Raw genomic sequence first — 23,137 nt, 5'->3', positions numbered from 1 at the left:
GACCTGCGCGCTTCTGCCCACCCGGACACCTCCGCCCGCGCTCCGCACACCGGCCGCGGCGGGGCCCGGCGGGTCACCCGCGCGGGGTGCTGAGGGTGGTACGGCGGCGGTGGCGGGCGACCCGCTCGCGGTTGCCGCAGACCTCGCTGCTGCACCAGCGCCGGCGCCGGCCGCGGCTGGTGTCGAGGTAGACCAGGGTGCAGTTCTCGCCCGCGCAGCGGCGCAACTGTGAGCGGGCCGGCGGATCGGTGAACAGCTCCACCGCGTCCCTGGCGACGGCCGCGAGCAGCGCCTCGCGGGTCGGCGGGGTGGCCAGCCCCCTCGTCAGGGCGCCGCCGGCGGCCAGCAGCGCGCACAGGGCGGGCGGGGCCGGCCGGGCCGCGTCGTTGAGGGCCGCGACGTCGGCCGGGTCCTGCCCGCGCCCGGCCAGTTCCGCCGTCACCATGCGCCGCACGACGTCCCGCAACCGTGTGAACGGCGGCAGCCACCCGGCGTCCACGGCCAGGGCGGTGCCGGCCGGTACGAGACCGGCGCCGCGGATCCACGCCCCCAGCGCCTCCGGGCCCGTCAGCTCCTCCTCGACCGGGTGGCGTCCGGCGCGCGTGGCCACCAGGTCCAGCGACACCCGCCCACTGTCGAACCGCATCGCGACACCGCCTCCCCGCCGCACCGGTCGCACTCCACCCCCTACAGTGCCCGCGCCCGCCCGCCCGGGGCTACCCCACGACGGCGCCCCCGTACACCGATGCCGTACACCGATGCCGTACGCGGGCGCCGTACGCGGCCCGCGTGGGCCGCCGCCTCCGTGGCCGTGCGCCGCCCCGCAGGCCCGGAGCCGTATGCCGGAGCCGTAAGCCGGAGCCGTAAGCCGGAGTCGTGCGCCGGAGCCTTCCGCCGCGGGCGGCGGGTCCCGGCGGCGGCCCTCAGGCGTCCGCCGTCCCGTACTTGTCGTCGGCGTGCGGGTCGAGGGACAGGCGGTAGCCCCGCTTGACGACGGTCTGGACGAGTTTGGGCGCGCCCAGGGCCGAGCGCAGGCGTGCCATGGCCGTTTCGACGGCGTGCTCGTCGCGGCCCGCGCCCGGCAGCGCCCGCAGGAGTTCGGCGCGGCCCACGACCCAGCCCGGGCGGCGGGCCAGGCAGCGCAGCAGGGCCATCCCGGCCGGCGGCACGGGACGCAGGACCCCGTCGACCACGGCCGCGTGCCCGCGGATCTCCACGCGGTGCCCGGCCACGGGCAGCGGCCGCACCCGGCCCGGCAGTTCGCTCGCGATGAGCTGGACCAGCGGGCCGAGCCGGAAGCGCTCCGGCTGCCGGGTGGGCACGTCGTGCGCCTGGAGCGGAAGCGCCGTCACCGGTCCGACGCAGGCGGCCAGCACGTCGCCGCGGAAGGCGTCGAGGAGTTCGCCGAGCCGGCCGCGGCGCTCGGCGCGTTCCAGCAGCGAGGCGGCGGCCGGGGCGGAGGTGAAGCTGACCGCGTCGAGGGCGCGGGCGAACACCGCGTCGAGGAGGCGGTCGACCGGCGCGAGGTCCTCCGGCGGCATCCAGCGGTAGACGGGCACGCCGACCACCGTGGCGCCGGCCGCCCGCAGTGTCTCGCTGAACCCCGGCAGCGGCTCCCCGTGCAGCTGCACCGCCACGCACCGCCCCTCGACCCCCTCCTCCAGCAGCCGTTCGAGCACCTCGGCCATGGACTCCGAGGCCGGCGACCACGCCTCGGTCAGCCCGGCCGCCCGTACCGCCCCGCGTACCTTGGGCCCCCGGGCGAGGAGTTCCGCCTCGCCGAGCCGGCGCAGCAGCGCCTCGCCCAGGCCCCACCCGTCCGCGGCCTCGATCCAGCCGCGGAACCCGATCGCGGTGGTGGCCACCACCACGTCGGGGCCGTCGTCCAGCAGCCGCTTGGTGGTCGCGAGCAGTTCCGCGTCGTCGGACAGCGGCACGATCCGCAGGACCGGCGCGCGCAGCACCGCCGCGCCGCGCCGTTCCAGCAGTGCCGCCAGTTCGTCCGCCCGGCGGGCAGCCGTCACGCCCACGGTGAACCCCGCGAGCGGCGGCACCTCGCCCGGTCCGGAGATCCTCTTGGTGTGCATCAAGGCCCTGCCCCACTGTGCCGGAGGCGCGTGCCTCCCGCTCGTACTCGGCTGTGCTCGACCGCGCCCGGCTCCGCTCGCGCGCTTCGATCCGTACCCGTCATGCCCGGCTGCCGCGTCTCCTGATCTCCTCGTCGCCGCCTTGTCCCGTTCCCGCCCCCGCGCCGCCCGCGCCCGCTCGGCGCGCCCGGCCCGCGTACCGGCACCGGCACTCGCACCGGCACCGCCCCGCACCCCGGCATGGTGCCAAGGCGGGGTGTCGGACGCGGTTCGCCGGGATTTCCCGGATGTTACGTGCCGGGGCGGGCCGGTCACACCTCGGCGTACGCCGCGGTCCCGGCGGGTGCGGCCTGCTCGCGGCCGGCCGCCGCCGGGGCGCCGCGCCGCAGGTATACGGCCCAGGTGACCAGGAAGCAGACCCCGTAGAAGGCGAGGAAGGCCACGAACGCGGGGGTGCCGGACTTCTGGCTGAGGAAGGACTCGCGGAAGGCGAGGTTGATGGCGACGCCGCCCAGTGCCCCGACCGCGCCGATCAGCCCCATGGAGGCGCCCGACAGCCGCCGGCTCCAGGCCGCCGCGGCCTCGCCGGTGAGCCCCCGGGCCTCGGCCTTCTTGTGGAAGATGCCCGGGACCATCTTGAACGCCGAGCCGTTGCCGAGGCCGCTGAGGACGAACAGCACGATGAAGCCGGGCAGGAACATCCCCAGTGAGCGCGTCTGCGAGGCGGCCACGACGAGTCCGGTGGCCGCGGCCATCGCCAGGAAGTTCCACAGCGTGATGCGCGCGCCGCCGAACCGGTCGGCCAGCCGCCCGCCGATCGGCCGTACCAGCGAGCCGAGCAGCGGCCCGATGAAGGTGAGGTACGCGGCGTGCAGCGGGGTGCGCCCGAACTGGTTCTGCAGCACGAGACCGAAGGCGAAGCTGTAGCCGATGAAGGAGCCGAAGGTGCCGATGTACAGCACCGACATGATCCAGGTGTGCGGGTCCCTGGCGGCGGCGATCGCCGCGCCCGTGTCGTTGCGCACCGGCGCCAGGTTGTCCATGAACAGCGCGGCCAGCGTGGCGGCCACGACGACCAGCGGGATGTAGACGGCCAGCACGATCCTCGGGTGGCCCGCGCCGGCCCCGGCGATCACGGCGAGCCCCACCAGCTGGATCGCCGCCACGCCGACGTTGCCGCCGCCGGCGTTCAGGCCGAGCGCCCAGCCCTTCTCCCGCAGCGGGTAGAAGGAGTTGATGTTGGTCATGGAGGAGGCGAAGTTGCCGCCGCCGACGCCCGTGAGCGCCGCGACGAGCATCAGGGTGGTGTACGAGACCCCGGGCTTCATCACGAACGCGGCCGTCACCGTCGGCACCAGCAGCATCAGGGCGCTGACCACGGTCCAGTTGCGGCCGCCGAACTTCGCCACCGCGAAGGTGTAGGGCACCCGCAGCACGCCGCCGACCAGGGTGGGCATGGCGACCAGGAAGAACTTCCCGGCCGGGTCGACGTGGTACCCGGGCCCCATGAACAGCACCATCACCGACCACAGGCTCCACACCGAGAAGCCGATGTGCTCGCTGACCACGGAGAACACCAGGTTGCGCAGGGCGACGCGCCTGCCTCCGCCCTCGTTCCAGAACCGCTCGTCCTCGGGGTCCCACTGCTCGATCCAGCGACTCATCACGCCCACCCTTCCCACGCTCTTCCCGCGCTCTTCCCGTGCCGGCTGGTGCCGACGATAGGAACGGGGAGTTTCCGACCCGTGGCTTCAGGTGACGCGGGCGCAACCATGCACTCACCCGGGGGGCGGCAGGGCTGTGAGCCGCCATCGGCCAAGACTGCCGGGGCCGCTCGCAGTTGCGGCGCGGAACCGGAGCGAAGCGCTTCAAACCTCGTCCGCGAAATTTTCGATGAAGCGCTTCATCCGCCGCGACCCCTCACAACGTGGTGATCATGGTCGGCGCGCAGTCGGGACAAACCTTTTCAGTTCACACCATTGACACAGGTCGGAGGGCATTCTACGTTCCTGTGTCGAATCGCTTCGACACCTCATTCGACGAACATCCCCCCACGAGGAACGGCGCGATCTGTCTCGATACGAACTGTGGAGGTCTGGCGATGCGTACCGGACGAAGGAACAGGACGGCGCTCGCGGGCGCGGCCCTGGCTGTGGTGGCCCTGCTGAGCACGAGTGCCTGCGGCGGGTCCGGCGGGGGCGGTGGGTCGGGTGACGGCAAGACCCTGACCCTGTGGCACTACGAGAGCCCGGACAGCGCCATGGGCACGGCCTGGAACGAGGCGATCAAGGAGTTCGAGGCGTCGCACCCGGGCGTGAAGGTGAAGTTCGAGGAGAAGGGCTTCGAGCAGATCCAGAAGACCGCCTCGATGGTCCTCAACTCCCACGACGCCCCCGACGTCATGGAGTACAACAAGGGCAACGCCACCGCCGGCCTGCTGGCCAAGCAGGGCCTGCTCACCGACCTCAGCAGCCAGGTCACCTCGCACGGCTGGGACAAGGAGATCAGCCCGAGCGTCGCCGCCGTCGGCCGGTACGACGCCAAGGGCGTCATGGGCTCCGGCAACTGGTACGGCGTCCCCAACTACGCCGAGTTCACCCTCGCGTACTACAACAAGGACCTCTTCGCCAAGTACCACCTCGCGCCGCCGAAGACGCTCGCCGAGCTCACCGCCGACATGGACGTCTTCGTCGCCCACGGCATCACCCCGCTGGCGAACGCGGGCGCCGAGTACATAGCCCAGCAGTACCTCTACCAGCTCGCCCTGTCCAAGGCGGACCGCTCCTGGGTGGACGCCTACCAGCTCTACAAGGGCAAGACCGACTTCCACGACGCCGCCTGGACGTACGCGGCGCAGACCTTCGCGGACTGGGTGAAGAAGGGCTACTTCGGCAAGACCTCCTCCGGTCTGAAGGCGGAGGACGCCGGCACCGCGTTCCTGTCCGGCAAGACCCCGATCCTCTTCTCCGGCACCTGGTGGTTCGGCCGCTTCGAGTCCGAGGCGAAGTTCGACTGGGGCACCTTCCGCTGGCCCGACAGCAACCTCACCCCCGGCTCCGGCGGCAACCTGTGGGTGGTGCCGAAGGGCGCGAAGAACAAGCAGCTCGCCTACGACTTCATCGACATCACCATGAAGAAGCAGGTGCAGAACATCCTCGGCAACAAGGGCGGCGTCCCCGTCGCCGCCGACCCCGCGGCCATCACCGACCCCAAGGCCAAGGACCTGAACAGCACCTTCGCCGACCTGTCCCGGTCCGACGCCCTGGCCTTCTACCCCGACTGGCCGGTCCCCGGCTTCTACGACGTCCTCGTCTCCGAGACCCAGAAGCTGATCACCTCCAGCGAGGACCCGAACGCCTACCTGTCGCACCTGCAGAAGGCGTACGACGAGGGCAAGCCCGCCTCATGAACCTGCGCACAAAGGTGCGTACGGGCTCCGTGACCGGGGGCGGCCGCGCGCCGCGCCGCCCCCGCTCCACGTACCCCCTGTACCTGATCCCCGGCCTGCTCGGCTTCCTGCTGGTGATCGGCGTGCCGTTCGCGATGAACGTCGGCACCGGCTTCACCGACTGGCAGGGCGTCGGCTCCCCGCACTGGACGGGCCTGGCCAACTACCGCGAACTGCTCCACGACTCGGCGTTCTGGGAGTCCTTCCGGCACAGCGTGGCCATGGTCGTGGCCATGGCGGTCGTCCCCACCGCCCTCGGCCTGCTCCTGGCCGCGGCGCTGTTCGACTACGTGGCCAAGCACATCGGCAGCCGCACCGCCTCGGTGCTGCGGGCCTGCTTCTACCTGCCGCAGGTGCTGCCGATCGCGGTGGCCGGCATCGTGTGGAGCTGGATCCTCGCCCCCGACAGCGGCTCCCTGAACACCCTGCTCACCAAGCTCCACCTCAGCTCCTGGCGGCAGGACTGGCTGGGCGACCCGCACGTCGCGCTGTGGAGCCTGATGGGCGTGATGGTCTGGGTGCAGCTCGGCTTCCCGCTGGTGATCTTCATGGCCGGCCTGGAGCGGGTCGACCCCGCCCTGCACGAGGCGGCCGAGCTGGACGGCGCCTCCTGGTGGCAACGGTTCTGGCACGTCACCATCCCCCAGTTGCGCCCGGAGATCTCGGTGGCGCTGCTGTGGTGCACGGTCGCCGCCCTGAAGGTGTTCGGCGCGGTGTACGTGCTGACCCGCGGCGGCCCGGGCGGGGCGACGGACGTCCCCTCGTACTTCTCGTTCCAGAACTTCTTCGAAAAGACCCGGGTCGGCTACGGTTCGGCGGTCTCCACCGTCCTGACCGTGCTCATCATGGCGATCGCCGTGGTGGCGCTGCGGCTGCAGGCCAGGGCGGAGGACGACATCGCATGACCGCCACTGCCACGTCCCGCGGGGGGACCTCCACTGTCCCCGCCCGGCGCCCCCGCAAAGCGGGCGCCGCCAGATTCCCGGTGCTGGTCGCCCTGGGACTGCTCGCGCTGGTGATGGTGCTGCCGTTCGCGGTGGTCGTCCTCAACGCGCTCAAGTCCCCGGCCGACTACTCCGCCCACGGCCCGCTGAGCCTGCCCCGCCACCTGTACTTCCAGGGTCTGAAGGACTTCTGGCAGCGGGTGGACTTCGGGCAGAAGCTGTTCAACTCGGTCCTGATATCCGGCAGCGTCGCGGTACTGGCCGTCATCTTGTCGCTGCTCAACGCCTACGCGCTCGGCATCGGCCGGGTCAAGGGCCGGGTGTGGCTGCTGACCGTGCTGCTGATGGCGACGATGCTGCCGCAGGAGGCACTGGTCTATCCGCTGTACTACCTGGCCAAGCAGGTGGGGCTGTACGACACCAGGCTCAGCGTCGTCATCGTCTTCACCGTCATCCAGAGCGCCTTCGGCACCTATCTGCTCTCCTCCGTCCTGTCCGCCTTCCCCCGCGAGGTGATCGAGGCGGCGCGGATCGACGGGGCGAACAGCTGGCAGGTGCTGTGGCGGATCGTGGTCCCGATGAGCCGGTCCACCCTCGGGGTGCTGCTGGTGTTCTTCTTCATCTGGACCTGGAACGAGTTCCTGCTGCCCCTGGTGATGCTGATCTCCAACGACAACCAGACGGTGTCGGTGGCCCTCGGCGTCCTGCAGGGCCAGCGGCTGATGGACGCCACCATGACCAACGCGGCGGCCCTGCTCGGTGTGCTGCCCGCCCTGGTGTTCTTCCTGCTCTTCCAGCGCACCCTGACCCGCGGCATAGCGGTGGGCGCCGTGAAGTGACGCCGGCCGGCCCCTCGACCGAACCTCCCACGTTGCGAAGAAGGACACCCTCGTGAAATTCACCGACGGCTACTGGCTGCTGCGCGAAGGCGTCACGGCCGCGCACCCGGTCGAAGTCCTGGACGTCAGCGCGCACGCAGGCGGCCTGGACGTCCACGCCACCACCCGGCCGGTACGCCACCGCGGCGACCTGCTCGACGGTCCCATGGTGACGATCTCCTGCACCGCGCCCATGCCGGGCGTGATCGCGGTCCGGCTCACCCACCTGACCGGCGGCGCCGAGCGCGGACCGCGCTTCGACCTCGAACGGCGGCCCGGCGGCGCGGTGGTCACCGACCACCCCGACCACGCGGTCCTCACCTCCGGGGAGCTGTCGGTGCGGTTCGCCCGCGGCGGCCCGTGGCGGATGGAGTTCCGCGCAGGCGGGCGGCTGCTGACCGCGAGCGGCCCGAAGTCCATGGGCATCATGACCACCGGCGACGGCCGCCACTTCATGCGCGAGCAACTGCTGCTGAACGTCGGCACCCAGGTGTACGGCCTCGGCGAGCGGTTCGGCCCGCTGGTCAAGAACGGCCAGGAGGTGGACATCTGGAACGCCGACGGCGGCACGTCGAGCGAGCAGGCGTACAAGAACGTCCCGTTCTACCTGACCGACGCCGGCTACGGCGTGTTCGTCAACGACCCGGGCCGGGTGGGCTTCGAGGTCGGCTCCGAGGCCGTCTCCAAGGTGCAGTTCAGCGTCGAGGGCCAGTCGCTGGAGTACCTGGTGATCCACGGCCCGACGCCGAAGGAGATCCTGCGCAAGTACACGGCGCTGACCGGCCGTCCGGCACTGCCCCCGGCCTGGTCCTTCGGCCTGTGGCTGTCGACGTCGTTCACCACCTCGTACGACGAGGAGACCGTCTCCGGCTTCATCGAGGGCATGGCCAAGCGCGACCTGCCGCTGTCGGTGTTCCACTTCGACTGCTTCTGGATGCGCGAGTACAACTGGTGCGACTTCGTCTGGGACCCGCGGGCCTTCCCCGACCCCGAGGGCATGCTGCGCCGGCTGCACGAGCGGGGCCTGAAGGTCAGCGTGTGGATCAATCCCTACATCGCGCAGCGCTCCCCGCTGTTCGCCGAGGGCAAGGCGGCCGGCTACCTGGTGAAGCGGCCGAACGGGGACGTGTGGCAGTGGGACCGGTGGCAGCCGGGCATGGCCCTGGTGGACTTCACCAACCCGGCCGCCCGCAAGTGGTTCGCCGCCAAGCTCGACGCGCTGCTGGCGATGGGCGTGGACTGCTTCAAGACCGACTTCGGCGAGCGGGTCCCCACCGACGTGGTCTGGCACGACGGTTCCGATCCCGAGGGCATGCACAACTACTACGCCTTCCTCTACAACCGCACCGTCCACGACCTGCTGCGGACCCGGCGCGGGAAGGGCCAGGCGGTGCTGTTCGCCCGCTCGGCGACCGCCGGCGGCCAGCAGTTCCCGGTGCACTGGGGCGGCGACTGCGAGGCCACGTACGAGTCGATGGCCGAGTCGCTGCGCGGCGGCCTGTCGCTGGGCCTGTCCGGCTTCGGCTTCTGGTCGCACGACATCGGCGGCTTCGAGGGCACGCCGACGCCCGCGCTGTTCAAGCGGTGGGTCGCCTTCGGCCTGCTGTCCTCGCACAGCAGGCTGCACGGCAGCGAGTCCTACCGCGTGCCGTGGCTGTACGACGAGGAGTCGGTCGAGGTGCTGCGCCGCTTCACCGCCCTGAAGCTGCGCCTGATGCCGTACCTCTACGAGGCGGCGCGGCAGGCCGCCGACGAGGGCGTACCGATGATGCGCGCGATGGCCCTGGAGTTCCCCGGCGACCCGGCCTGCTCCCACCTGGAGCGCCAGTACATGCTCGGCGACTCCCTCCTGGTGGCGCCGGTCTTCTCCGACGAGGGCCAGGTGCGCTACTACGTCCCGGCCGGCCGCTGGACCCACCTGCTGACCGGCGAGACCGTCGAGGGCCCCGCCTGGCACGAGGAGACCCACGGCTTCCACAGCCTCCCCCTCCTGGTCCGCCCCGGCACCGTCCTGCCGATGGGCACCGCCCCGACCCGCCCGGACTACGCGTACGCCTCCGGGGTGACCCTGCGCGTCTACGAGCCGGCGGACGGCGCCACCGTCGAATGCCGCGTCCCCTCCCCCGACGGCACCACGGCGGCGACCTTCACGGTCACCCGCTCCGGCTCCGAGGTGACGGTGACCTCGGCGGACGCCCCGGCGGGCTGGACGGCGGAGATCGTCTCCGGGGAGGCGCTGACGCTGCGGAGCTGAGGCCGCCGGCCTGATGGGCGCCCCGGACCTCAGCCCCGCCCGCGGGTTGACGGCCGGGCGGGCAGCTCGAACCACACGGTCTTGCCGATCCCGCCGGGCCGCGGGTCGGCGGACCAGGCCGTGGCGAGGGCTTCGACCAGGGCGAGCCCGCGGCCTGCCTCCTCGTCGTCCCGAGCGGTACGAAGGGCGGGCAGGCCGTCCCCCGCGTCGCAGACCTCGACCCGCAGGACACCGGCCCGCAGCACACACCGGGTGCCGATGTAGCGGCCCCTGACCCGGGAGTGCCGTACGGCGTTGGTGACCAGTTCGCTCAGGAGCAGCACGGCGGTCTCCGCGGTGTCGTCGGGAAGCCGCCAGACCCCGGCTTGCGCCCGAAGCAGAGCGCGGGCCCGGCCCACGCTGCGGGGATGACGGGACAGACGCCATTCGACGTCCGCGGCCGGCTCGGTCTTCGGGGTGGCGGGCATGTGCATGGGGCATCGGCTCCGGGATACGACGACGTACGTGCGGCGAGCGGTCACGCTCCGTGTGCTCGGGCTCACCATCGTGACCGCCCGTCCGCCCGCTTCCCAGGGGCCCGCTGTCTCCTCGAACCGCCGCGCACACGGCGCCCGGCGCGACGCGGCCGCTGCTGCGGCCAGTCACCGGGCAGGACGCCGGCCTGCTTGTCCCATCACACGGAAGGGGACAAGCGAATCACCGTAGGTAGCAATCCGGTTGCGCTGAGGCACTACGCTGCCGGGTATGTCGCCGACGCCACGCGAACTCAAACCGTCCTCCTCGGCCCGGGCGCTCTTCGGCGCGGAGTTGCGGCGCCTGCGCGTCACCGCCGCCATGTCCCTGGACCGCTTGGCGGACATCGTCAACTACAGCAAGTCGCACCTCCACGGGGTGGAGGTGGCGGAACGCCTGCCCCTGCCCCCGCTGCCCGAGAAGCTGGACGTCACCTTCGACACGGGCGAGCTGTTCACCGGCCTGTGGGAAGTGATCAAGCGCGAGCGCACACCCAAACGCTTCGACCACTGCCTGGAGTTGGAGGCGAAGGCGGCCAGGATCCAGGAGTACGGCGCGAGTCTGGTGCCGGGACTGTTGCAGACCAGGGCGTACTTCGAAGCGCTGTGCCGCGCGGTGCACCAGGACGCGGATCAGGAGAAGCTGGACGACCTCCTCGCGGCCCGCCTGAGCCGCCAGGAGATTCTCCGGGGCGACAACCCACCGGACTTCTGGGCCGTCATCGACGAGGCGGTACTCAGGCGCGCGGTCGGCGGCCACGCCGTGATGTGCGAGCAATTGACGGCACTGCTCCCGTACGTGAACACGGCACGGACCACGATCCAGGTCGTGCCCTTCACCCACAACGACTACCCGATCATGTCCGGCACCCTCATCCTGCTGACGCTCCCGGACGGTTCCACGGCCGTCTACGAGGAGGGCGACGAGAACGGGGAGGTCTTCGAAGATCAGCAGACCGTCAACCGGCGTGTCCGGCAGTACGATCGGATGAAGGCGTGCGCACTGTCGCCAGGTGCGTCCGCATCATTCATCGAGGCTGCCATCGAGGACCACAGACATGCGAGCCATCCCTGACCTGAGCACCGCGCGCTGGCGCACGTCCAGCTACAGCAACGCCCAAGAAGGCGGCGCCTGCGTCGAAGTGGCCTTCGGCACCCCCGGCCTGGTCCCCGTCCGCGACAGCAAGAACCCGAACGGCCCCGCCCTCACCTTCACCGAAGCGGCCTGGCGCTCGTTCCTCACGGGCGTGAAAGAGGGCGAACCCCCCACGGCCTGACGGCAATCGGGCCCGCGGGACTGGGACGAGGGGCTGATCTTCAGAACATCCCGAAGAAGCGATGCCACCAACTGGGCCGTTGGACATGCCGGGGAAGCAGGCTCGGTCCGTCGTAGTCACGTTCCAGCAGCTCTTCCGGAACAACGGCATACCCGAGGTCGGCCAGCACAAGGTTGACCTTGGCAAGATCTGTAGCGTCCAGCTCGCCTTCGGCCTGGGCGTCATTCGTGCCGAGGAACGCCCCGGGGTTGTCAGCGCAGACCAGGGCGAGGGACCCAAACTTGCTCACGCAGACCACGAGCCGCGTCCCGCACACGGTTGCTTCCGCGGGAACGGTGACGCGTCCATATTCGCTGGAGTCCTGAACATCCTGCTCGGTCTCGCATCCAGCGGCGAAGTCATCCTGCAGCCGGGCCACCAGCTCGCCGAACAGCTCGGCGGTCCGCCCAGTTGCCGTTGTCGCTGCGACGGATCATCAGGATCCGTTCGGCGTGGGTGACGATGACATTCGCCGAGGGGACGACGCTGTTGGCCTTCGGAGCGCGCGGGTCGTCGAAGTAGTCGATACGAGTGGACATGTCGTCGTCACTCCAATTCCCGCCAGAGTCCCGGACGCCCCCGAAACTCTACCCACGAGCCGGACAGCGGGGGACGAACGGATACGGCAGGGTGCCGGCCGGCGGCTCAGAGATCTGCGGGCAGGAGCCGGAAGGCGTCATGAGCGTCCAGGGGACGGACCATCCCGAAGTCGCCGTCCGTGGCGACAAGATCGTGACTGCCCAGCTCGCGCAGCATCCTGCTGAGCTCGTCGTCGCCGGGGGCCTCGCCTTCGAGGACTGGCAGGTCTTCAAAGGGTCCCATCGGATCGGTTCGGAAGGGGTAGACGAGTGTGCCGACGGGCCGTCCCTTCGGGGCGATGGTGGCGACTTCTTCACCGTCCTGCGTGATGGTGATGGTCTCGCCCGCCTTGACGCGCGCGATGACGCCCGACGTGTTCTGATTCAGCTCTCGCACGGATACGCGCGCACTCATGCCGCAAATGTAGAACGCGTAGAACGTCACAGTCCCGCACACCGTCGCCGATGCTCCGTACGGGTGACCGCAGGCCCCCGCCCCACCGGGTGACCCCACGGCCGGTGAACCGCCGAACGCACGCCCACCCCGGGTGCCGGCTGCCCGCAAGGCCCCCGCCCCACCGGGTGAGCCCGGAAGAAGGCCCACCGTCGGGAGTACGGCACCCTTGGCAGGGGGCGCGGGCGCTCCGCAAGGCCCCGCCCCTTCCGGGCGAGCCGCACGCCGGCGAACCGTCGGAGGTGCGGCCACCCTCGGCGGGGGGTGCGGGTGGGCCGCAGGCCCCCCGCCTCGCGCGGGCGAAGCCCGCGCAGAAAGCGACGAGGCGAGGTGGTCCGCGCTTTCCGCGGACACACCTCGCCTCTCGACGAGTGGAGATGGCGGGAATCGAACCCGCGTCCTGTGGTGCCAAATCAGGGCTTCTCCGAGCGCAGTCCGCTGTGCTTTTCTCGGCCCCGGCGGTCACGCGGACAAGCCGCCGACGGGCTCAGTCACTGTGAGGTTTCCCTTAAGGACCCGTGACCGGTCCTTAAGGTTTAGTTCCCTTGATGATGCCAGGATCCGGGTCGGGAACAGCCCCGGGCTGACACTTCACGAGTCGCTACTCAGGCAGCGAGGGTGAAGGAATCGCGCTTGTTGTTGGCGATTATTGGTTTCGGCATATGGTTTACGAGATCATTGCCGCTTCCTCGGCTCGCTTCCCCTGCTTCGACATCCCCAGTCGAAACCGATCATCCCCATGTGGTGTTTTCAAGGTGCACCACCCTCCCGCAAGGCATCCCGCGGTGGGCGGCTCACAGCCATCATACGGTCAGAACAAGGCGCCGTGCCAGCGCATTCCCGCCGCGGTCACCCGGACGTCACCCCGAGGTGGGACGCGGGTTCACCACGAAGAGTGACGAAAGAGTGACGTGGGAGTGCGAGGGAGTGACGACGACGTCACGCCCGCTGCCTGCGCCTGGCCGCGGAGATCGCCCGGTCGGCCTCGCGCCGGTCCTGCTTCTCCCGCAGCGTCTGCCGCTTGTCGTACTCCTTCTTGCCCTTCGCGAGGGCGATCTCGACCTTGACCCGGCCCTCCTTGAAGTACAGCGCGAGGGGGACGACGGTGTTGCCGGTCTCCTGCGTCTTCTGGGCGAGTTTGTCGATCTCGGAGCGGTGCAGCAGCATCTTGCGCTTGCGGCGGGCCGCGTGGTTGGTCCAGGTGCCCTGGGTGTACTCGGGAATGTGCACGTTGTACAGCCACGCCTCGCCGCCGTCGAGCTGGGCGAAGCCGTCCACCAGGGACGCGCGTCCCAGGCGCAGCGACTTGACCTCGGTGCCGGTGAGCACCAGGCCCGCCTCGTACGTGTCGAGGATGTGGTAGTCGTGCCGCGCCTTCTTGTTCTGCGCGATCATCTTGCGACCGGTCTCTTTAGCCATAGCGGGGCCATTCTCGCACTACGAGAGGGCTCCGAGGCCAGCGAATACCTCGCGGCTGCCGGCGACCGGGTCCTCACCCGCGGGCACCTGGACGTCCGGGGTGATGCCCTGCCCGTCCACTTCCCTGCCGTCCGGCAGTGTGTAGTGGCCGACGGTCAGCTCGGCCACCGAGCCGTCCGGGAGGGCGCTGGGCATCTGGACCGAGCCCTTGCCGAAGGTGCGCGAGCCCATGACGACGGCCCTGCCGCGGTCCTGCAGCGCCCCGGCCAGCATCTCGGCGGCGCTCATGGTGCCGCCGTCGACCAGTACGACGAGCGGGACCGCGGTGTCGCCGCCCTCAGTCGCGTAGAGGGCCTGCTGGCGGCCGTGCACGTCGTACGTGGCGACGAGCCCGCCGTCGAGGAAGGCCGACGCGACCGCGACGGCCTCCGTGACCAGCCCGCCGGAGTTGCCGCGCAGGTCCAGCAGGACGCCGTGCCGGGCGCCGCGTACCGCCTCCCGGACCTGGGCGCCCACTCCCCGGCTGAAGGCGTCGATCTTGACGATTGTCGGACCGTTCCCGTCGCGGGTGACGGTGACGGCGTCGGTCGCGAGGGTGGCGCGGTGCAGGGTGACCGCCCAGGAGCGCGCGTCCCGTCGTACACCCAGCGTGACCGCGCTGCCGGGCCGGCCGTCGCCGCGCAGGTCGGCGACCACCTCGGTGACCGCCAGCCCCGTGCAGCGGGTGCTGTCGATGGCGGTCAGGACGTCGCCGACCCGCAGGCCCGCGCGGTCGGCCGGGCTCGCCCGCTGGACCCTTGCGATCTGGATGCTGCCGCCGTCGATCCGCCGCACCCACAGGCCGACCCCGACGTACTTGCCGTCGAGCGCCTGCTGCAGCCCGGCGTACTCCTGGGCGGTGTAGAAGGAGGACCACCGGTCGCCGCTGCGGCTGACGAGTTTCTGCACGGCCTGCGGTCCGACCGTGCCGGCCGCGATCTCGGCGGCGATGCGGGCGCTGTCGACGAGGGCCTCGTCGCTGGTCCCGGTGCCCTCGCCGTCGCTCGCCGCGGCGCCGGACCCCGTACCGGTCCCGGACTCGTACCCCGAGCCGGCCCCTGACCGCCCGGACGAAGCGTCGGCGTCCGCGACGGTGGTGACACGGGCGCGGCCGCCGTGCGCGGCCGCCCGCTGATCGGCCGCCGGTCCGGGCGGTCCGGTGATGCCGCCCGCGGTGGCGCCGGAGGCCAGTACGGCGCCGAGCACCAACGTCCACGTCGCCCCGCGGCGAATGCGGCGGGGCGTCCCGAACAGCGACGGGCCGGACATGGCGGGAAGTCTAGGCGAGAACGGGGCGGTGCACGGGAGGTTGACGTGCGACGTGGCCGAGGACACGCCGCACGCCGTACGAAGTCGCGAGCGCCGCACGGCCGTTGGCCGCCCCCGCACGCCGGGCCGGAGCCCCCCGGTACGCCGGGCCGGACGTCAGACCTTCAGGTACCGCCGCAGCGCCACGAACGCGGCGAGGGCGGGCATCACGATGCCGATGAGCAGCACCAGGGGCAGCACCTTGACCACGGAGTCCCAGCCGATGAACGACACCAGGGGGATCTTGTCCTGCAGCCGCAGACCGTGGTCGATCATGAAGTAGCGTCCGCCGAGCAGCATCGTGCAGGCCAGTCCCGCGCCCACCAGTCCCGCGAAGGCGGCCTCCATGATGAACGGCATCTGGATGTAGAAGCTGGACGCGCCGACCAGCCGCATGATGCCGGTCTCGCGGCGGCGGCTGAACGCCGAGACGCGCACGGTGTTGACGATCAGCAGCATGGCGACGGTGAGCATGAAGGCGAGCACCACGTAGGCGACCCGGGTCATGCCGTTGAGCAGGCTGAAGAGGTTCTGCAGCACCTTGCGCTGGTCCTCGACCGACTGGACGCCGGGCCGGCCGCTGAACTCGCTCGCCACGACGGCGAACTTGGTCGGGTCCTTGAGCTTGACCCGGTAGTTCTCCTGCATCTGGTCGGGGGTGATGGAGCTGGCCAGCGGGGAGTTCTTGAACTGCTCCTTGTAGTGCTTGTACGCCTGCTCCGCCGACTCGTAGTACACCTTCTGCACGATCGGCAGCTTGTCGAGGTCGGCGAGGATCTGCTTCTTCTGGTCGTCGGTCACCGCGCCCTTGGCGCAGCTCGGCGTCGTCGACGAGTCCGCCTTGTTGCACATGTAGAGGGTGACCTGGACCTTGCCGTACCAGTAGCCCTTCATCGAGTCGACCTGCTTGTTGGCGAGCAGGGCGCCGCCGGTGAGGGCGAGCGAGAGCGCCACGGAGATGATGACGGCGAAGGTCATCGTGAGGTTGCGGCGGAGACCGACGCCGATCTCCGACAGGACGAACTGGGCGCGCATGGTGTCGGGTTCCTCTCAGAAGGGGGCGGGTGTACGGCGGGGCTGCGGCGGGGGCCGCTAGTGCTGGTAGCCGTAGACACCGCGCGACTGGTCGCGCACCAGTCGCCCCTTCTCCAGCTCGATGACGCGCTTGCGCATCTGGTCGACGATGTTCTGGTCGTGGGTGGCCATCACCACGGTGGTGCCCGTCCGGTTGATGCGGTCGAGCAGGCGCATGATGCCGACGGACGTCTGGGGGTCGAGGTTTCCGGTCGGCTCGTCGGCGATCAGCAGCATGGGGCGGTTGACGAACGCCCGGGCGATGGCCACGCGCTGCTGCTCACCACCGGACAACTCGCCCGGCATGCGGTCCTCCTTGCCGGCCAGGCCGACCAGGTCGAGGACTTCGGGCACGGTCTTGCGGATGGTGCCGCGCGGTTTGCCGATCACCTCGAGGGCGAAGGCCACGTTCTCGGCGACCGTCTTGTTGGGCAGCAGCCGGAAGTCCTGGAAGACGGTGCCGAGCTGGCGCCGCATCTGCGGGACCTTCCAGTTCGACAGCCGGTTGAGATCCTTGCCCAGGACGTGCACCGACCCGGTGTCCGTACGCTCCTCGCGCAGGATGAGGCGCAGGAAGGTCGACTTTCCCGAGCCCGACGAACCCACCAGAAAGACGAACTCCCCTTTTTCGATCTCCAGCGACACGTCCCGCAGGGCAGGACGGTTCTGCTTGGGGTAGGTCTTCGAGACGCTGTCGAATCGGATCACGTTCGCACCAGTGTTCAGTCAGGTTGCAGGGTGAGCGGATAGGGGATGTGGGGGCGACACTACGCGAACGGCGAGCGGGCGCGCAGTCGCCGCAGGGGGTTGGTGGCCTTGCCCACAGGGCATGTCAGGGCAAGGCGGGCCAAAGGCGGCGCAGATTCCTGACGCCCGGAGGTTTAGCGGAGGTTTGGCGGAACGGCACGGGTGTACGGGGGCGGGGGGTGCGGGACCGCGGACGGTGGGTGTACGGGAGGCGGGGCGCGGGACCGCGGACGGTGTACGGAGGGGTCGGCGCGGGAGCTGGACAGGGGCCGCCACGGGCCGTGCGGGCGGGGCGGACCCGAACCGGTCCGCGTACAGCCGTCCCGACGGCCCCGGGGCGGCCCGGAGGCCGGTTTCCGGCGGGCGGGGGCGCCGAATCCCTCGGAACCTGGCACAGTGGAAGAGGGGAGCGAATCCACGTCGCGAGGAGTGGACCGCGCAGACCCCGGGAACCATTCGGGCACCCGGCGCGTTTCACCGGACGGAGGAGGAGATCGCATGACATGCGACCGACTGGTGTGTGCGAACTGCGCCGGCCCGGTGAGTGAGGGCCGCTGCCCGGTGTGCCGGGCGAGCCGTGCCCGTATGCAGCAGGAGAACCCCTGGTCCGCGATCACCCCGGCGGCCCTGATAGGCCTGCTTGTCGCCCTCCTGGCCGTCCTCCTGGTCGTCGAGCACGCGACGGCCTGACATTCCTCCGAGGTCCCGGGTTCCCCGAGGGGCCGTAGCATTCCGCTATGTACCTTTTACCCTGAGCGGCGCCGTCGCGCACGCCGAAGGTCCCGCGAGGCCGGCTGAAGGAGCTTCGGCTTGCCCGAGCGGAACTCCCCCAGCGCGTCCACGGCAAGCACCGCGACTCCCCGCCCGGCGGGCCCCAGCGCGTCTCGGTAGGCGCACAGGTCATCCGGATCGGACGTCACGATGACGGCGGTTTCGTGGCGGGCGGCCACCACGGCGACGAGCGCGTCCACGGCGTCCGGTCGTTTCTTGTCGGGCAAGGATGCGAGCGCGCAAAGGACGCCCGCGCGCTTGGGGTCGTCCACGGTATGACCCGCCTGGCACACACCGCAGGCGGGCGTGTCCCTTTCGACGGCGAAGAGAGTGCACGCGGGCAGCACCCGCGCCAGCGGAGTCCGGTGCCCGGGTTGCGGCCGCCACACCTGCGTGAGCACTGGCACCAGTACGACAGGGGGTGCGCCCCAGGACGCTTCACCAGCCGATCATGGAAGCGGTGAGCTTCCGGGTCCTTGCGCTCAAGCGCGATCAAAGCACCGGTGTCGTAGACGAAGACCGTCACGCGGCGGCACCACCGCCCCGGCTGCCGAGACCGGCGTCGATGGCATCGAGATACGCGTCCATCGCAGCGTCGTCGTTCCGCGACTCCTCGCCGACCGGTTGCGCCGGGGCCTCCTCCGCCTCGCGGCTGAGCCGGTCGATCTCGCCGAAGTTCTCTCGCACCCGCCGGATCCGCGCGACCTCCGCAAGCGCGGCCACCCGCAGGAACGCGGACAGATCCAGCCCCGCCTCCTCGGCCGCGGCCCGAACCGCCGCCTCCTCCTCCACCTCAGGCGTGAGCGTCACACGATGCTTGGCCATGTCAGCAAGCGTATGACACCGTATGACGCCGGCAAGGATGCCTGCTCTCGGGGCGGTCGGCCCAGCAGCCATCACTGAAGCGCATCTACTTCATTGAGGACGTCCGCAAGATACGCCGGCGTTCGGCAGCTGTTCGCCTGATCCGCTTGGTGGCACCTTCCGCTGCCAGTCTCTCCAGCAGGTCCACGGACGTCGCGCGTTCCGACAGCCGCTCCTGAAGCCAGCGGGACCACTCGGCTTCGTGCGAATCCGCGCCTGCCATCGCCCGCTCCAGCACGGCCAGCTCCTCCGCCCGACGCTGAGCGAACTCCCGCTTCTGCAAGGACGCGATCACCTGCGGCCAGCGCTCACGGTCAGCCGTCGGCACCCGCTCCAGCATGCACAGGACGACCGACAGCGCCACCGCCTGGTCCGGCTCCTCCCGAACCGCATCCGCCAGCCGTTCCCACATCTTCGGGACACCCATCGCACGGCGGTAGACGGCCCACCGCGCATGTTCGTCGCCGAGCCCTGATACGTCGGCGCCGAGGCACGCTGCGATCGTCTCAACGGCCGGACCAGTTCCGCCGGGCATTCAGCAGCCCCCGTTCAGCCTGTACGCGGCCATGCTTTTGCGAATCGCTCTGCGTATGGAGCCCAGATTCCTGTCGATGATTTCTTGCTGGGCTCGGTTCAATGTCACATTGGAGTCCAATGGCTTGCCGTTCTGTCCGATCTGAATGCCATGCCCCTTTATGCCCGGGCCCATGAGATGGCCATGGGCGGGCCCGTGGTCATTGGAGAAAATCTGGAACTTGTAGGCCCCATCCCGGAACACTGTGCCGACGGCGCCATCATCATTGTGCACCAGCACCGGCGTCGTGCCCGCCTCCACGTAATACGTGTGCAGGTCCGCGACCGTCAGGTCGTACGTCACCGCCTGGCGGTGGTAGTTGCGGACGGCGGTGACTGTGACGGGGGTGCCGTCCGGGCCGAGGAGGCGGGTGCCCGGGGTGAGGTTGTGGGCGTCGGTCCAGCGGTGGTGGGTGGCGTCCCAGAAGGGGTGGTGCCAGGTGGTGGGCAGCTTCTGGGGCCTGGCGCCCGGCTGGTGGGAGGGGCCGGCCGCGCTGTCGGTGTACGAGTGCAGGTTGCGTGGAACAAAACGCTCCCGGAGTCACCACGGTGGACACCAGTGCCGCAGTGGGAGTGGACGACCCCAACAGCACGGCCGTACCACCCGAGCAGCAGCTCAGCGCACAGACCGCGCCGCTGGACTTGGACTCCGGGGACCATGTGAACCTGTCCGTGGACGGATATCACGCCGTGAGCCAGGCACTCATCAACGACCTCACCATACTCATGCCGTCATCCACTCAGCCCTGATCGCCTGCGAGGCGGCACAGAAAGCGGGGTCCGGAGCGCGTTGTGCGTTCCGGACCCCGCCTTTGAGGTGAACCCTGGGGCCGTGTCAGGCCGCCGTGCGGCGGTTGGCCAGGCGCGGGGTGAGGCGGAAGCCGACGCCGCCCGCGATCAGGGTGGCGGCACCGATGAGCATGAACGTGATGCCGTTGGAACCGGTCTCCGCGAGCTGGGTCGTGGACTTGTTCTGGGTGACCGGCTGGGTGTTGTCGGTGGTGGTGTTGTTGTTGCCGCAGTCGACGCTTTCCCCGGTCAGGGTGCAGGTGTTGCCGTTGGTGCCCGAGCTCGTCGAGCCCGACGTGCCCGGCGTACCCGTGGTCTGACCCGAGGTGCCCGGGGTGCCCGTCGTCTGACCCGAGGTGCCCGGGGTGCCCGTGGTCTGACCCGAGGTGCCCGGCGTACCGGTGGTCTCACCGGAAGTGCCGGGGTTGCCGGTGGTCTCGCCCGAGGTGCCGGGGTTGCCCGTCGTCTCACCGGACGTACCCGGGTTACCGGTGGTCTCACCCGAGGTGCCGGGGTTACCGGTGGTCTCGCCCGACGTACCCGGGTTGCCCGTGGTCTCACCCGAGGTGCCGGGGTTACCGGTGGTCTCGCCCGACGTACCCGGGTTGCCCGTGGTCTCACCCGAGGTGCCGGGGTTGCCCGTCGTCTCACCGGACGTACCCGGGTTACCCGTCGTCTCACCCGAGGTGCCGGGGTTACCGGTCGTCTCACCCGACGTACCCGGGTTGCCCGTCGTCTCACCCGACGTACCCGGATTGCCGGTCGTCTCGCCAGACGTACCGGGGTTGCCCGTGGTCTCACCGGACGTACCCGGGTCACCCGTGGTCTGACCGGTCGTGCCCTCCGTCACGCCCGCGATGGTGCCGTCGAGGGTGACCTTGGCCTTGACCTGCACGCCGCCGTCGTTCGTCACGGCCTGGGCGGCGCCCACGGCGGTGAGGGACGCGCCGGCCGCGATCACCGCCGCCGCCGCGATACGGGTGACACGCACCCGCGTTGAGCTCTTGGTTTTGCGCCTGCTCATTGTGTCGAGTACCCCCAGTTGGTGTCTGTCTCCGGCTGCGCTGCCATGGAACAGGCGGTTTGTCACTGCGGGAACGCGACTGCGCTTGCCCCCCGTGCGCCTACGCCTCCGATCGTGCGCATGCCGCCCAACACCTTTGTGGGTTTACCGGACAGCGTCAAGGTCGTTAGGCACGGTAGTGCGCGAAGTGCCCTGATTTGACGGGCACTTCTGCACAGCTCTGTGACATCGGGGACAGCCGCCGGGGTTACCCGGCCGTCTTCTCGCGGGACTTGCGCCAGCGGATGCCCGCCTCGATGAAGCCGTCGATGTCGCCGTCGAGGACCGCCTGCGGGTTGCCGACCTCGTGGTCCGTACGCAGGTCCTTGACCATCTGGTACGGGTGCAGGACGTAGGAACGCATCTGGTTGCCCCAGGAGTTGCCGCCCTCGCTCTTGCCGAGGGAGTCCATCAGGGCCTGCTCCTCCTGGCGGCGGCGTTCGAGGAGCTTGGCCTGCAGGACGTTCATGGCGCTGGCCTTGTTCTGGATCTGCGAGCGCTCGTTCTGGCAGGAGACGACGATGCCGGTGGGCAGGTGGGTGATGCGCACCGCCGAGTCGGTGGTGTTGACGCCCTGGCCGCCGGGGCCGGAGGCGCGGTAGACGTCGATCCGCAGCTCCGACTCGTCGATCTCGACGTGGTCGGACTGCTCGACGACCGGGAGGACCTCGACGCCGGCGAAGCTGGTCTGGCGGCGGCCCTGGTTGTCGAAGGGCGAGATGCGCACCAGGCGGTGCGTGCCCTGCTCGACGGAGAGGGTGCCGTACGCGTACGGGGCCTTCACCACGAAGGTGGTGGACTTGATGCCGGCCTCTTCCGCGTACGAGGTCTCGTACACCTCCGTCGCGTAGCCGTGGCGCTCGGCCCAGCGCAGGTACATCCGCTGGAGCTGCTCGGCGAAGTCCGCCGCGTCCACGCCGCCGGCCTCGGCGCGGATGTTCACCAGCGCCTCGCGGCCGTCGTACTCGCCGGACAGGAGGGTGCGGACCTCCATCTCGTCCAGATCCTTGCGGACCGAGGTGAGCTCGGACTCGGCCTCGGCGCGGGTGTCCGCGTCGTCCTCGGCCTCGGCCAGCTCGAAGAGTACGCCGAGGTCGTCGATCCGGCCGCGGAGGGCCTCGACCTTGCGCAGCTCGGCCTGCAGGTGCGAGAGGCGGCTGGTGATCTTCTGGGCGTTCTCCGGGTCGTCCCAGAGGGAGGGGGCCGCGGCCTGCTCTTCGAGCGCGGCGATGTCCGTCCTCATGCGGTCCAGGTCGAGGACGGCCTCGATGGAGCCCATGGTGGTGGACAGGGATTTCAGTTCTTCGGATACATCGACGATCGCCACGCCTACCAGCGTACCGGCTGGCGCGGCGGGCGGCGGGAGCCCTTCCGCGGGGTGTGGGGAGCCCCCGGGGAGAGCCCCGCGCCAGGCGCCCGCGCGGGGCGTCACACCGTGGCCGTGGCCCTGGTGAGGGTGCCGCTGGAGGTGATGGTGTACAGGGTGAGGGTGTGGTCGGAGGTGGACGTGGTGGCCGTGGGGTTGGGCAGGGGGGCGGGCAGGGCGGTGGTTGACCAGGAGCCGCTGGTGGCGGCGGCCTGGGAGGTGGTGGTGAAGACGTAGAGGCGGTCGGACACCGGGAGGGCGTCGGGGCGCGCGGTGGTGTCCAGGCCCGGGACGACCATGGAGGGCCGCCAGGCGGCGCCGGAGTAGGGCAGGCGCAGCACCGCGCCGTCGGCCTTGCGGACCACGAAGGCGTCGAGGGTGCCGGGCGCGCGGGAGACGAGGGCCGGGGCGGCGGTGATACGGCCGGCCGTGGGGACCAGGGCCCAGGCGTTCCACCGGCCGTCGACCAGGGAGGCGGTGAGCAGCTCGCCGCCGACCCGGCCGACGAGGTCGATCCGGCCGGGCGCGGAGGAGGCCGCGGCCGGGGCGGCGTCGAAGTGGGTGCGCTCGTCCACCTGGGACCAGGGGTTCCAGTGGTCGCCGGCGAGGGTGCGGCGGTACAGCAGCCCGTCGGTGCCCAGCGCGAACAGGTC

25 protein-coding genes and 1 other RNA gene are annotated in these 23,137 nt (G+C 70.5%); 8 read left to right on the top strand and 18 right to left on the bottom strand.

Annotated features, from left to right (window positions below; translation table 11 throughout):
- Positions 1–73: 73 nt before the first annotated feature.
- From K7G61_RS00260 to K7G61_RS00250, 3 genes are all read right to left on the bottom strand, one after another.
- Positions 74–646: an ABATE domain-containing protein gene (locus tag K7G61_RS00260; RefSeq protein WP_225844417.1), complete on the bottom strand. Its 573-nt coding sequence runs from the start codon at positions 644–646 to the stop codon at positions 74–76.
- Positions 647–923: 277 nt separating this feature from the next.
- Positions 924–2,087 (bottom strand): uroporphyrinogen-III synthase, encoded by a 1,164-nt coding sequence (locus K7G61_RS00255; RefSeq protein ID WP_225844416.1) that lies wholly within the window; start codon positions 2,085–2,087, stop codon positions 924–926.
- Positions 2,088–2,398: 311 nt separating this feature from the next.
- Entirely contained in the window at positions 2,399–3,751 is a 1,353-nt protein-coding gene (locus tag K7G61_RS00250; RefSeq protein ID WP_225844415.1) for a NarK/NasA family nitrate transporter, read from the bottom strand.
- 437 nt (positions 3,752–4,188) lie between these two features.
- Here K7G61_RS00250 and K7G61_RS00245 point away from each other — a divergent pair, with 437 nt between their 5' ends.
- The 4 genes from K7G61_RS00245 to yicI all read left to right on the top strand — a co-directional run bounded on the left by K7G61_RS00245 (position 4,189) and on the right by yicI (position 9,611).
- Positions 4,189–5,496 carry an extracellular solute-binding protein gene (locus K7G61_RS00245; protein WP_225844414.1) on the top strand — a complete coding sequence of 436 codons (1,308 nt, stop codon included), beginning with the start codon at positions 4,189–4,191 and terminating at the stop codon, positions 5,494–5,496.
- Positions 5,493–6,440 carry a carbohydrate ABC transporter permease gene (locus K7G61_RS00240; RefSeq protein WP_225844413.1) on the top strand — a complete coding sequence of 316 codons (948 nt, stop codon included), beginning with the start codon at positions 5,493–5,495 and terminating at the stop codon, positions 6,438–6,440. The genes K7G61_RS00245 and K7G61_RS00240 overlap by 4 nt, the downstream gene beginning before the upstream one ends.
- A 113-nt stretch (positions 6,441–6,553) precedes the next feature.
- Positions 6,554–7,318: a carbohydrate ABC transporter permease gene (locus K7G61_RS00235; protein ID WP_225844801.1), complete on the top strand. Its 765-nt coding sequence runs from the start codon at positions 6,554–6,556 to the stop codon at positions 7,316–7,318.
- A gap of 52 nt (positions 7,319–7,370) precedes the next feature.
- Positions 7,371–9,611, top strand: coding sequence for an alpha-xylosidase (gene yicI, locus K7G61_RS00230; protein WP_225844412.1), 2,241 nt, complete (start codon positions 7,371–7,373; stop codon positions 9,609–9,611).
- 29 nt (positions 9,612–9,640) lie between these two features.
- Here the strand turns inward: yicI and K7G61_RS00225 are convergent, their stop codons facing one another.
- Entirely contained in the window at positions 9,641–10,084 is a 444-nt protein-coding gene (locus tag K7G61_RS00225; protein ID WP_374204010.1) for an ATP-binding protein, read from the bottom strand.
- A gap of 271 nt (positions 10,085–10,355) precedes the next feature.
- Between K7G61_RS00225 and K7G61_RS00220 the strand changes: the two genes are divergently transcribed.
- The gene (locus K7G61_RS00220) at positions 10,356–11,198 is read left to right on the top strand and encodes a helix-turn-helix transcriptional regulator (protein ID WP_225844411.1); all 843 of its coding nucleotides are present in this window, start codon (positions 10,356–10,358) and stop codon (positions 11,196–11,198) included.
- Entirely contained in the window at positions 11,182–11,400 is a 219-nt protein-coding gene (locus K7G61_RS00215; RefSeq protein WP_225844410.1) for a DUF397 domain-containing protein, read from the top strand. The genes K7G61_RS00220 and K7G61_RS00215 overlap by 17 nt, the downstream gene beginning before the upstream one ends.
- 40 nt (positions 11,401–11,440) lie before the next feature.
- Here the strand turns inward: K7G61_RS00215 and K7G61_RS00210 are convergent, their stop codons facing one another.
- The 8 genes from K7G61_RS00210 to ftsE all read right to left on the bottom strand — a co-directional run bounded on the left by K7G61_RS00210 (position 11,441) and on the right by ftsE (position 17,019).
- Positions 11,441–11,818 (bottom strand): hypothetical protein, encoded by a 378-nt coding sequence (locus K7G61_RS00210; protein ID WP_225844409.1) that lies wholly within the window; start codon positions 11,816–11,818, stop codon positions 11,441–11,443.
- Entirely contained in the window at positions 11,799–11,978 is a 180-nt protein-coding gene (locus K7G61_RS00205) for a hypothetical protein (protein ID WP_374204009.1), read from the bottom strand. Before K7G61_RS00205 ends, K7G61_RS00210 begins: the two co-directional genes overlap by 20 nt.
- Positions 11,979–12,084: 106 nt before the next feature.
- On the bottom strand, positions 12,085–12,462 hold the full coding sequence (locus K7G61_RS00200) for a type II toxin-antitoxin system Phd/YefM family antitoxin (protein WP_225844408.1): 378 nt from the start codon (positions 12,460–12,462) through the stop codon (positions 12,085–12,087).
- 378 nt (positions 12,463–12,840) lie between these two features.
- Positions 12,841–13,210: a transfer-messenger RNA gene (gene ssrA / locus K7G61_RS00195) on the bottom strand.
- A 200-nt stretch (positions 13,211–13,410) separates the two neighbouring features.
- Positions 13,411–13,890: an SsrA-binding protein SmpB gene (smpB, locus tag K7G61_RS00190; protein ID WP_225844407.1), complete on the bottom strand. Its 480-nt coding sequence runs from the start codon at positions 13,888–13,890 to the stop codon at positions 13,411–13,413.
- A gap of 18 nt (positions 13,891–13,908) precedes the next feature.
- Positions 13,909–15,198 carry a S41 family peptidase gene (locus K7G61_RS00185; RefSeq protein ID WP_225844406.1) on the bottom strand — a complete coding sequence of 430 codons (1,290 nt, stop codon included), beginning with the start codon at positions 15,196–15,198 and terminating at the stop codon, positions 13,909–13,911.
- 156 nt (positions 15,199–15,354) lie between these two features.
- Positions 15,355–16,272 carry a permease-like cell division protein FtsX gene (gene ftsX / locus K7G61_RS00180; RefSeq protein ID WP_225844405.1) on the bottom strand — a complete coding sequence of 306 codons (918 nt, stop codon included), beginning with the start codon at positions 16,270–16,272 and terminating at the stop codon, positions 15,355–15,357.
- A gap of 57 nt (positions 16,273–16,329) precedes the next feature.
- Positions 16,330–17,019 carry a cell division ATP-binding protein FtsE gene (ftsE, locus tag K7G61_RS00175; RefSeq protein WP_225844404.1) on the bottom strand — a complete coding sequence of 230 codons (690 nt, stop codon included), beginning with the start codon at positions 17,017–17,019 and terminating at the stop codon, positions 16,330–16,332.
- 537 nt (positions 17,020–17,556) lie between these two features.
- Here ftsE and K7G61_RS00170 point away from each other — a divergent pair.
- Positions 17,557–17,748, top strand: coding sequence for a hypothetical protein (locus tag K7G61_RS00170; RefSeq protein ID WP_225844403.1), 192 nt, complete (start codon positions 17,557–17,559; stop codon positions 17,746–17,748).
- A 56-nt stretch (positions 17,749–17,804) separates the two neighbouring features.
- On the opposite strand, the gene K7G61_RS00165 is transcribed toward K7G61_RS00170, so the two are convergent.
- From K7G61_RS00165 to K7G61_RS00150, 4 genes are all read right to left on the bottom strand, one after another.
- The gene (locus tag K7G61_RS00165) at positions 17,805–18,101 is read right to left on the bottom strand and encodes a hypothetical protein (protein WP_225844402.1); all 297 of its coding nucleotides are present in this window, start codon (positions 18,099–18,101) and stop codon (positions 17,805–17,807) included.
- 250 nt (positions 18,102–18,351) lie between these two features.
- Complete coding sequence (locus K7G61_RS00160) at positions 18,352–18,654, bottom strand: hypothetical protein (RefSeq protein WP_225844401.1); 303 nt, start codon at positions 18,652–18,654, stop codon at positions 18,352–18,354.
- A gap of 85 nt (positions 18,655–18,739) precedes the next feature.
- Positions 18,740–19,120: a hypothetical protein gene (locus K7G61_RS00155; protein ID WP_225844400.1), complete on the bottom strand. Its 381-nt coding sequence runs from the start codon at positions 19,118–19,120 to the stop codon at positions 18,740–18,742.
- Between the two features lie 108 nt (positions 19,121–19,228).
- On the bottom strand, positions 19,229–19,717 hold the full coding sequence (locus K7G61_RS00150) for a polymorphic toxin-type HINT domain-containing protein (protein ID WP_225844798.1): 489 nt from the start codon (positions 19,715–19,717) through the stop codon (positions 19,229–19,231).
- Between the two features lie 98 nt (positions 19,718–19,815).
- Between K7G61_RS00150 and K7G61_RS00145 the strand changes: the two genes are divergently transcribed.
- Positions 19,816–20,016 (top strand): hypothetical protein, encoded by a 201-nt coding sequence (locus K7G61_RS00145; RefSeq protein ID WP_225844399.1) that lies wholly within the window; start codon positions 19,816–19,818, stop codon positions 20,014–20,016.
- Positions 20,017–20,101: 85 nt separating this feature from the next.
- Here K7G61_RS00145 and K7G61_RS00140 read toward each other — a convergent pair whose 3' ends face one another.
- Both K7G61_RS00140 and prfB read right to left on the bottom strand, forming a co-directional pair.
- On the bottom strand, positions 20,102–21,079 hold the full coding sequence (locus K7G61_RS00140; protein WP_225844398.1) for a hypothetical protein: 978 nt from the start codon (positions 21,077–21,079) through the stop codon (positions 20,102–20,104).
- Between the two features lie 247 nt (positions 21,080–21,326).
- Positions 21,327–22,445: a peptide chain release factor 2 gene (gene prfB / locus K7G61_RS00135; RefSeq protein ID WP_225844397.1), complete on the bottom strand. Its 1,119-nt coding sequence runs from the start codon at positions 22,443–22,445 to the stop codon at positions 21,327–21,329.
- Between the last annotated feature and the right edge of the window lie 692 nt (positions 22,446–23,137).

Source organism: Streptomyces sp. HPF1205 (assembly GCF_020400825.1).
Lineage (GTDB): Bacteria > Actinomycetota > Actinomycetes > Streptomycetales > Streptomycetaceae > Actinacidiphila.
This window is presented reverse-complemented; position numbering and strand designations above follow the sequence as displayed.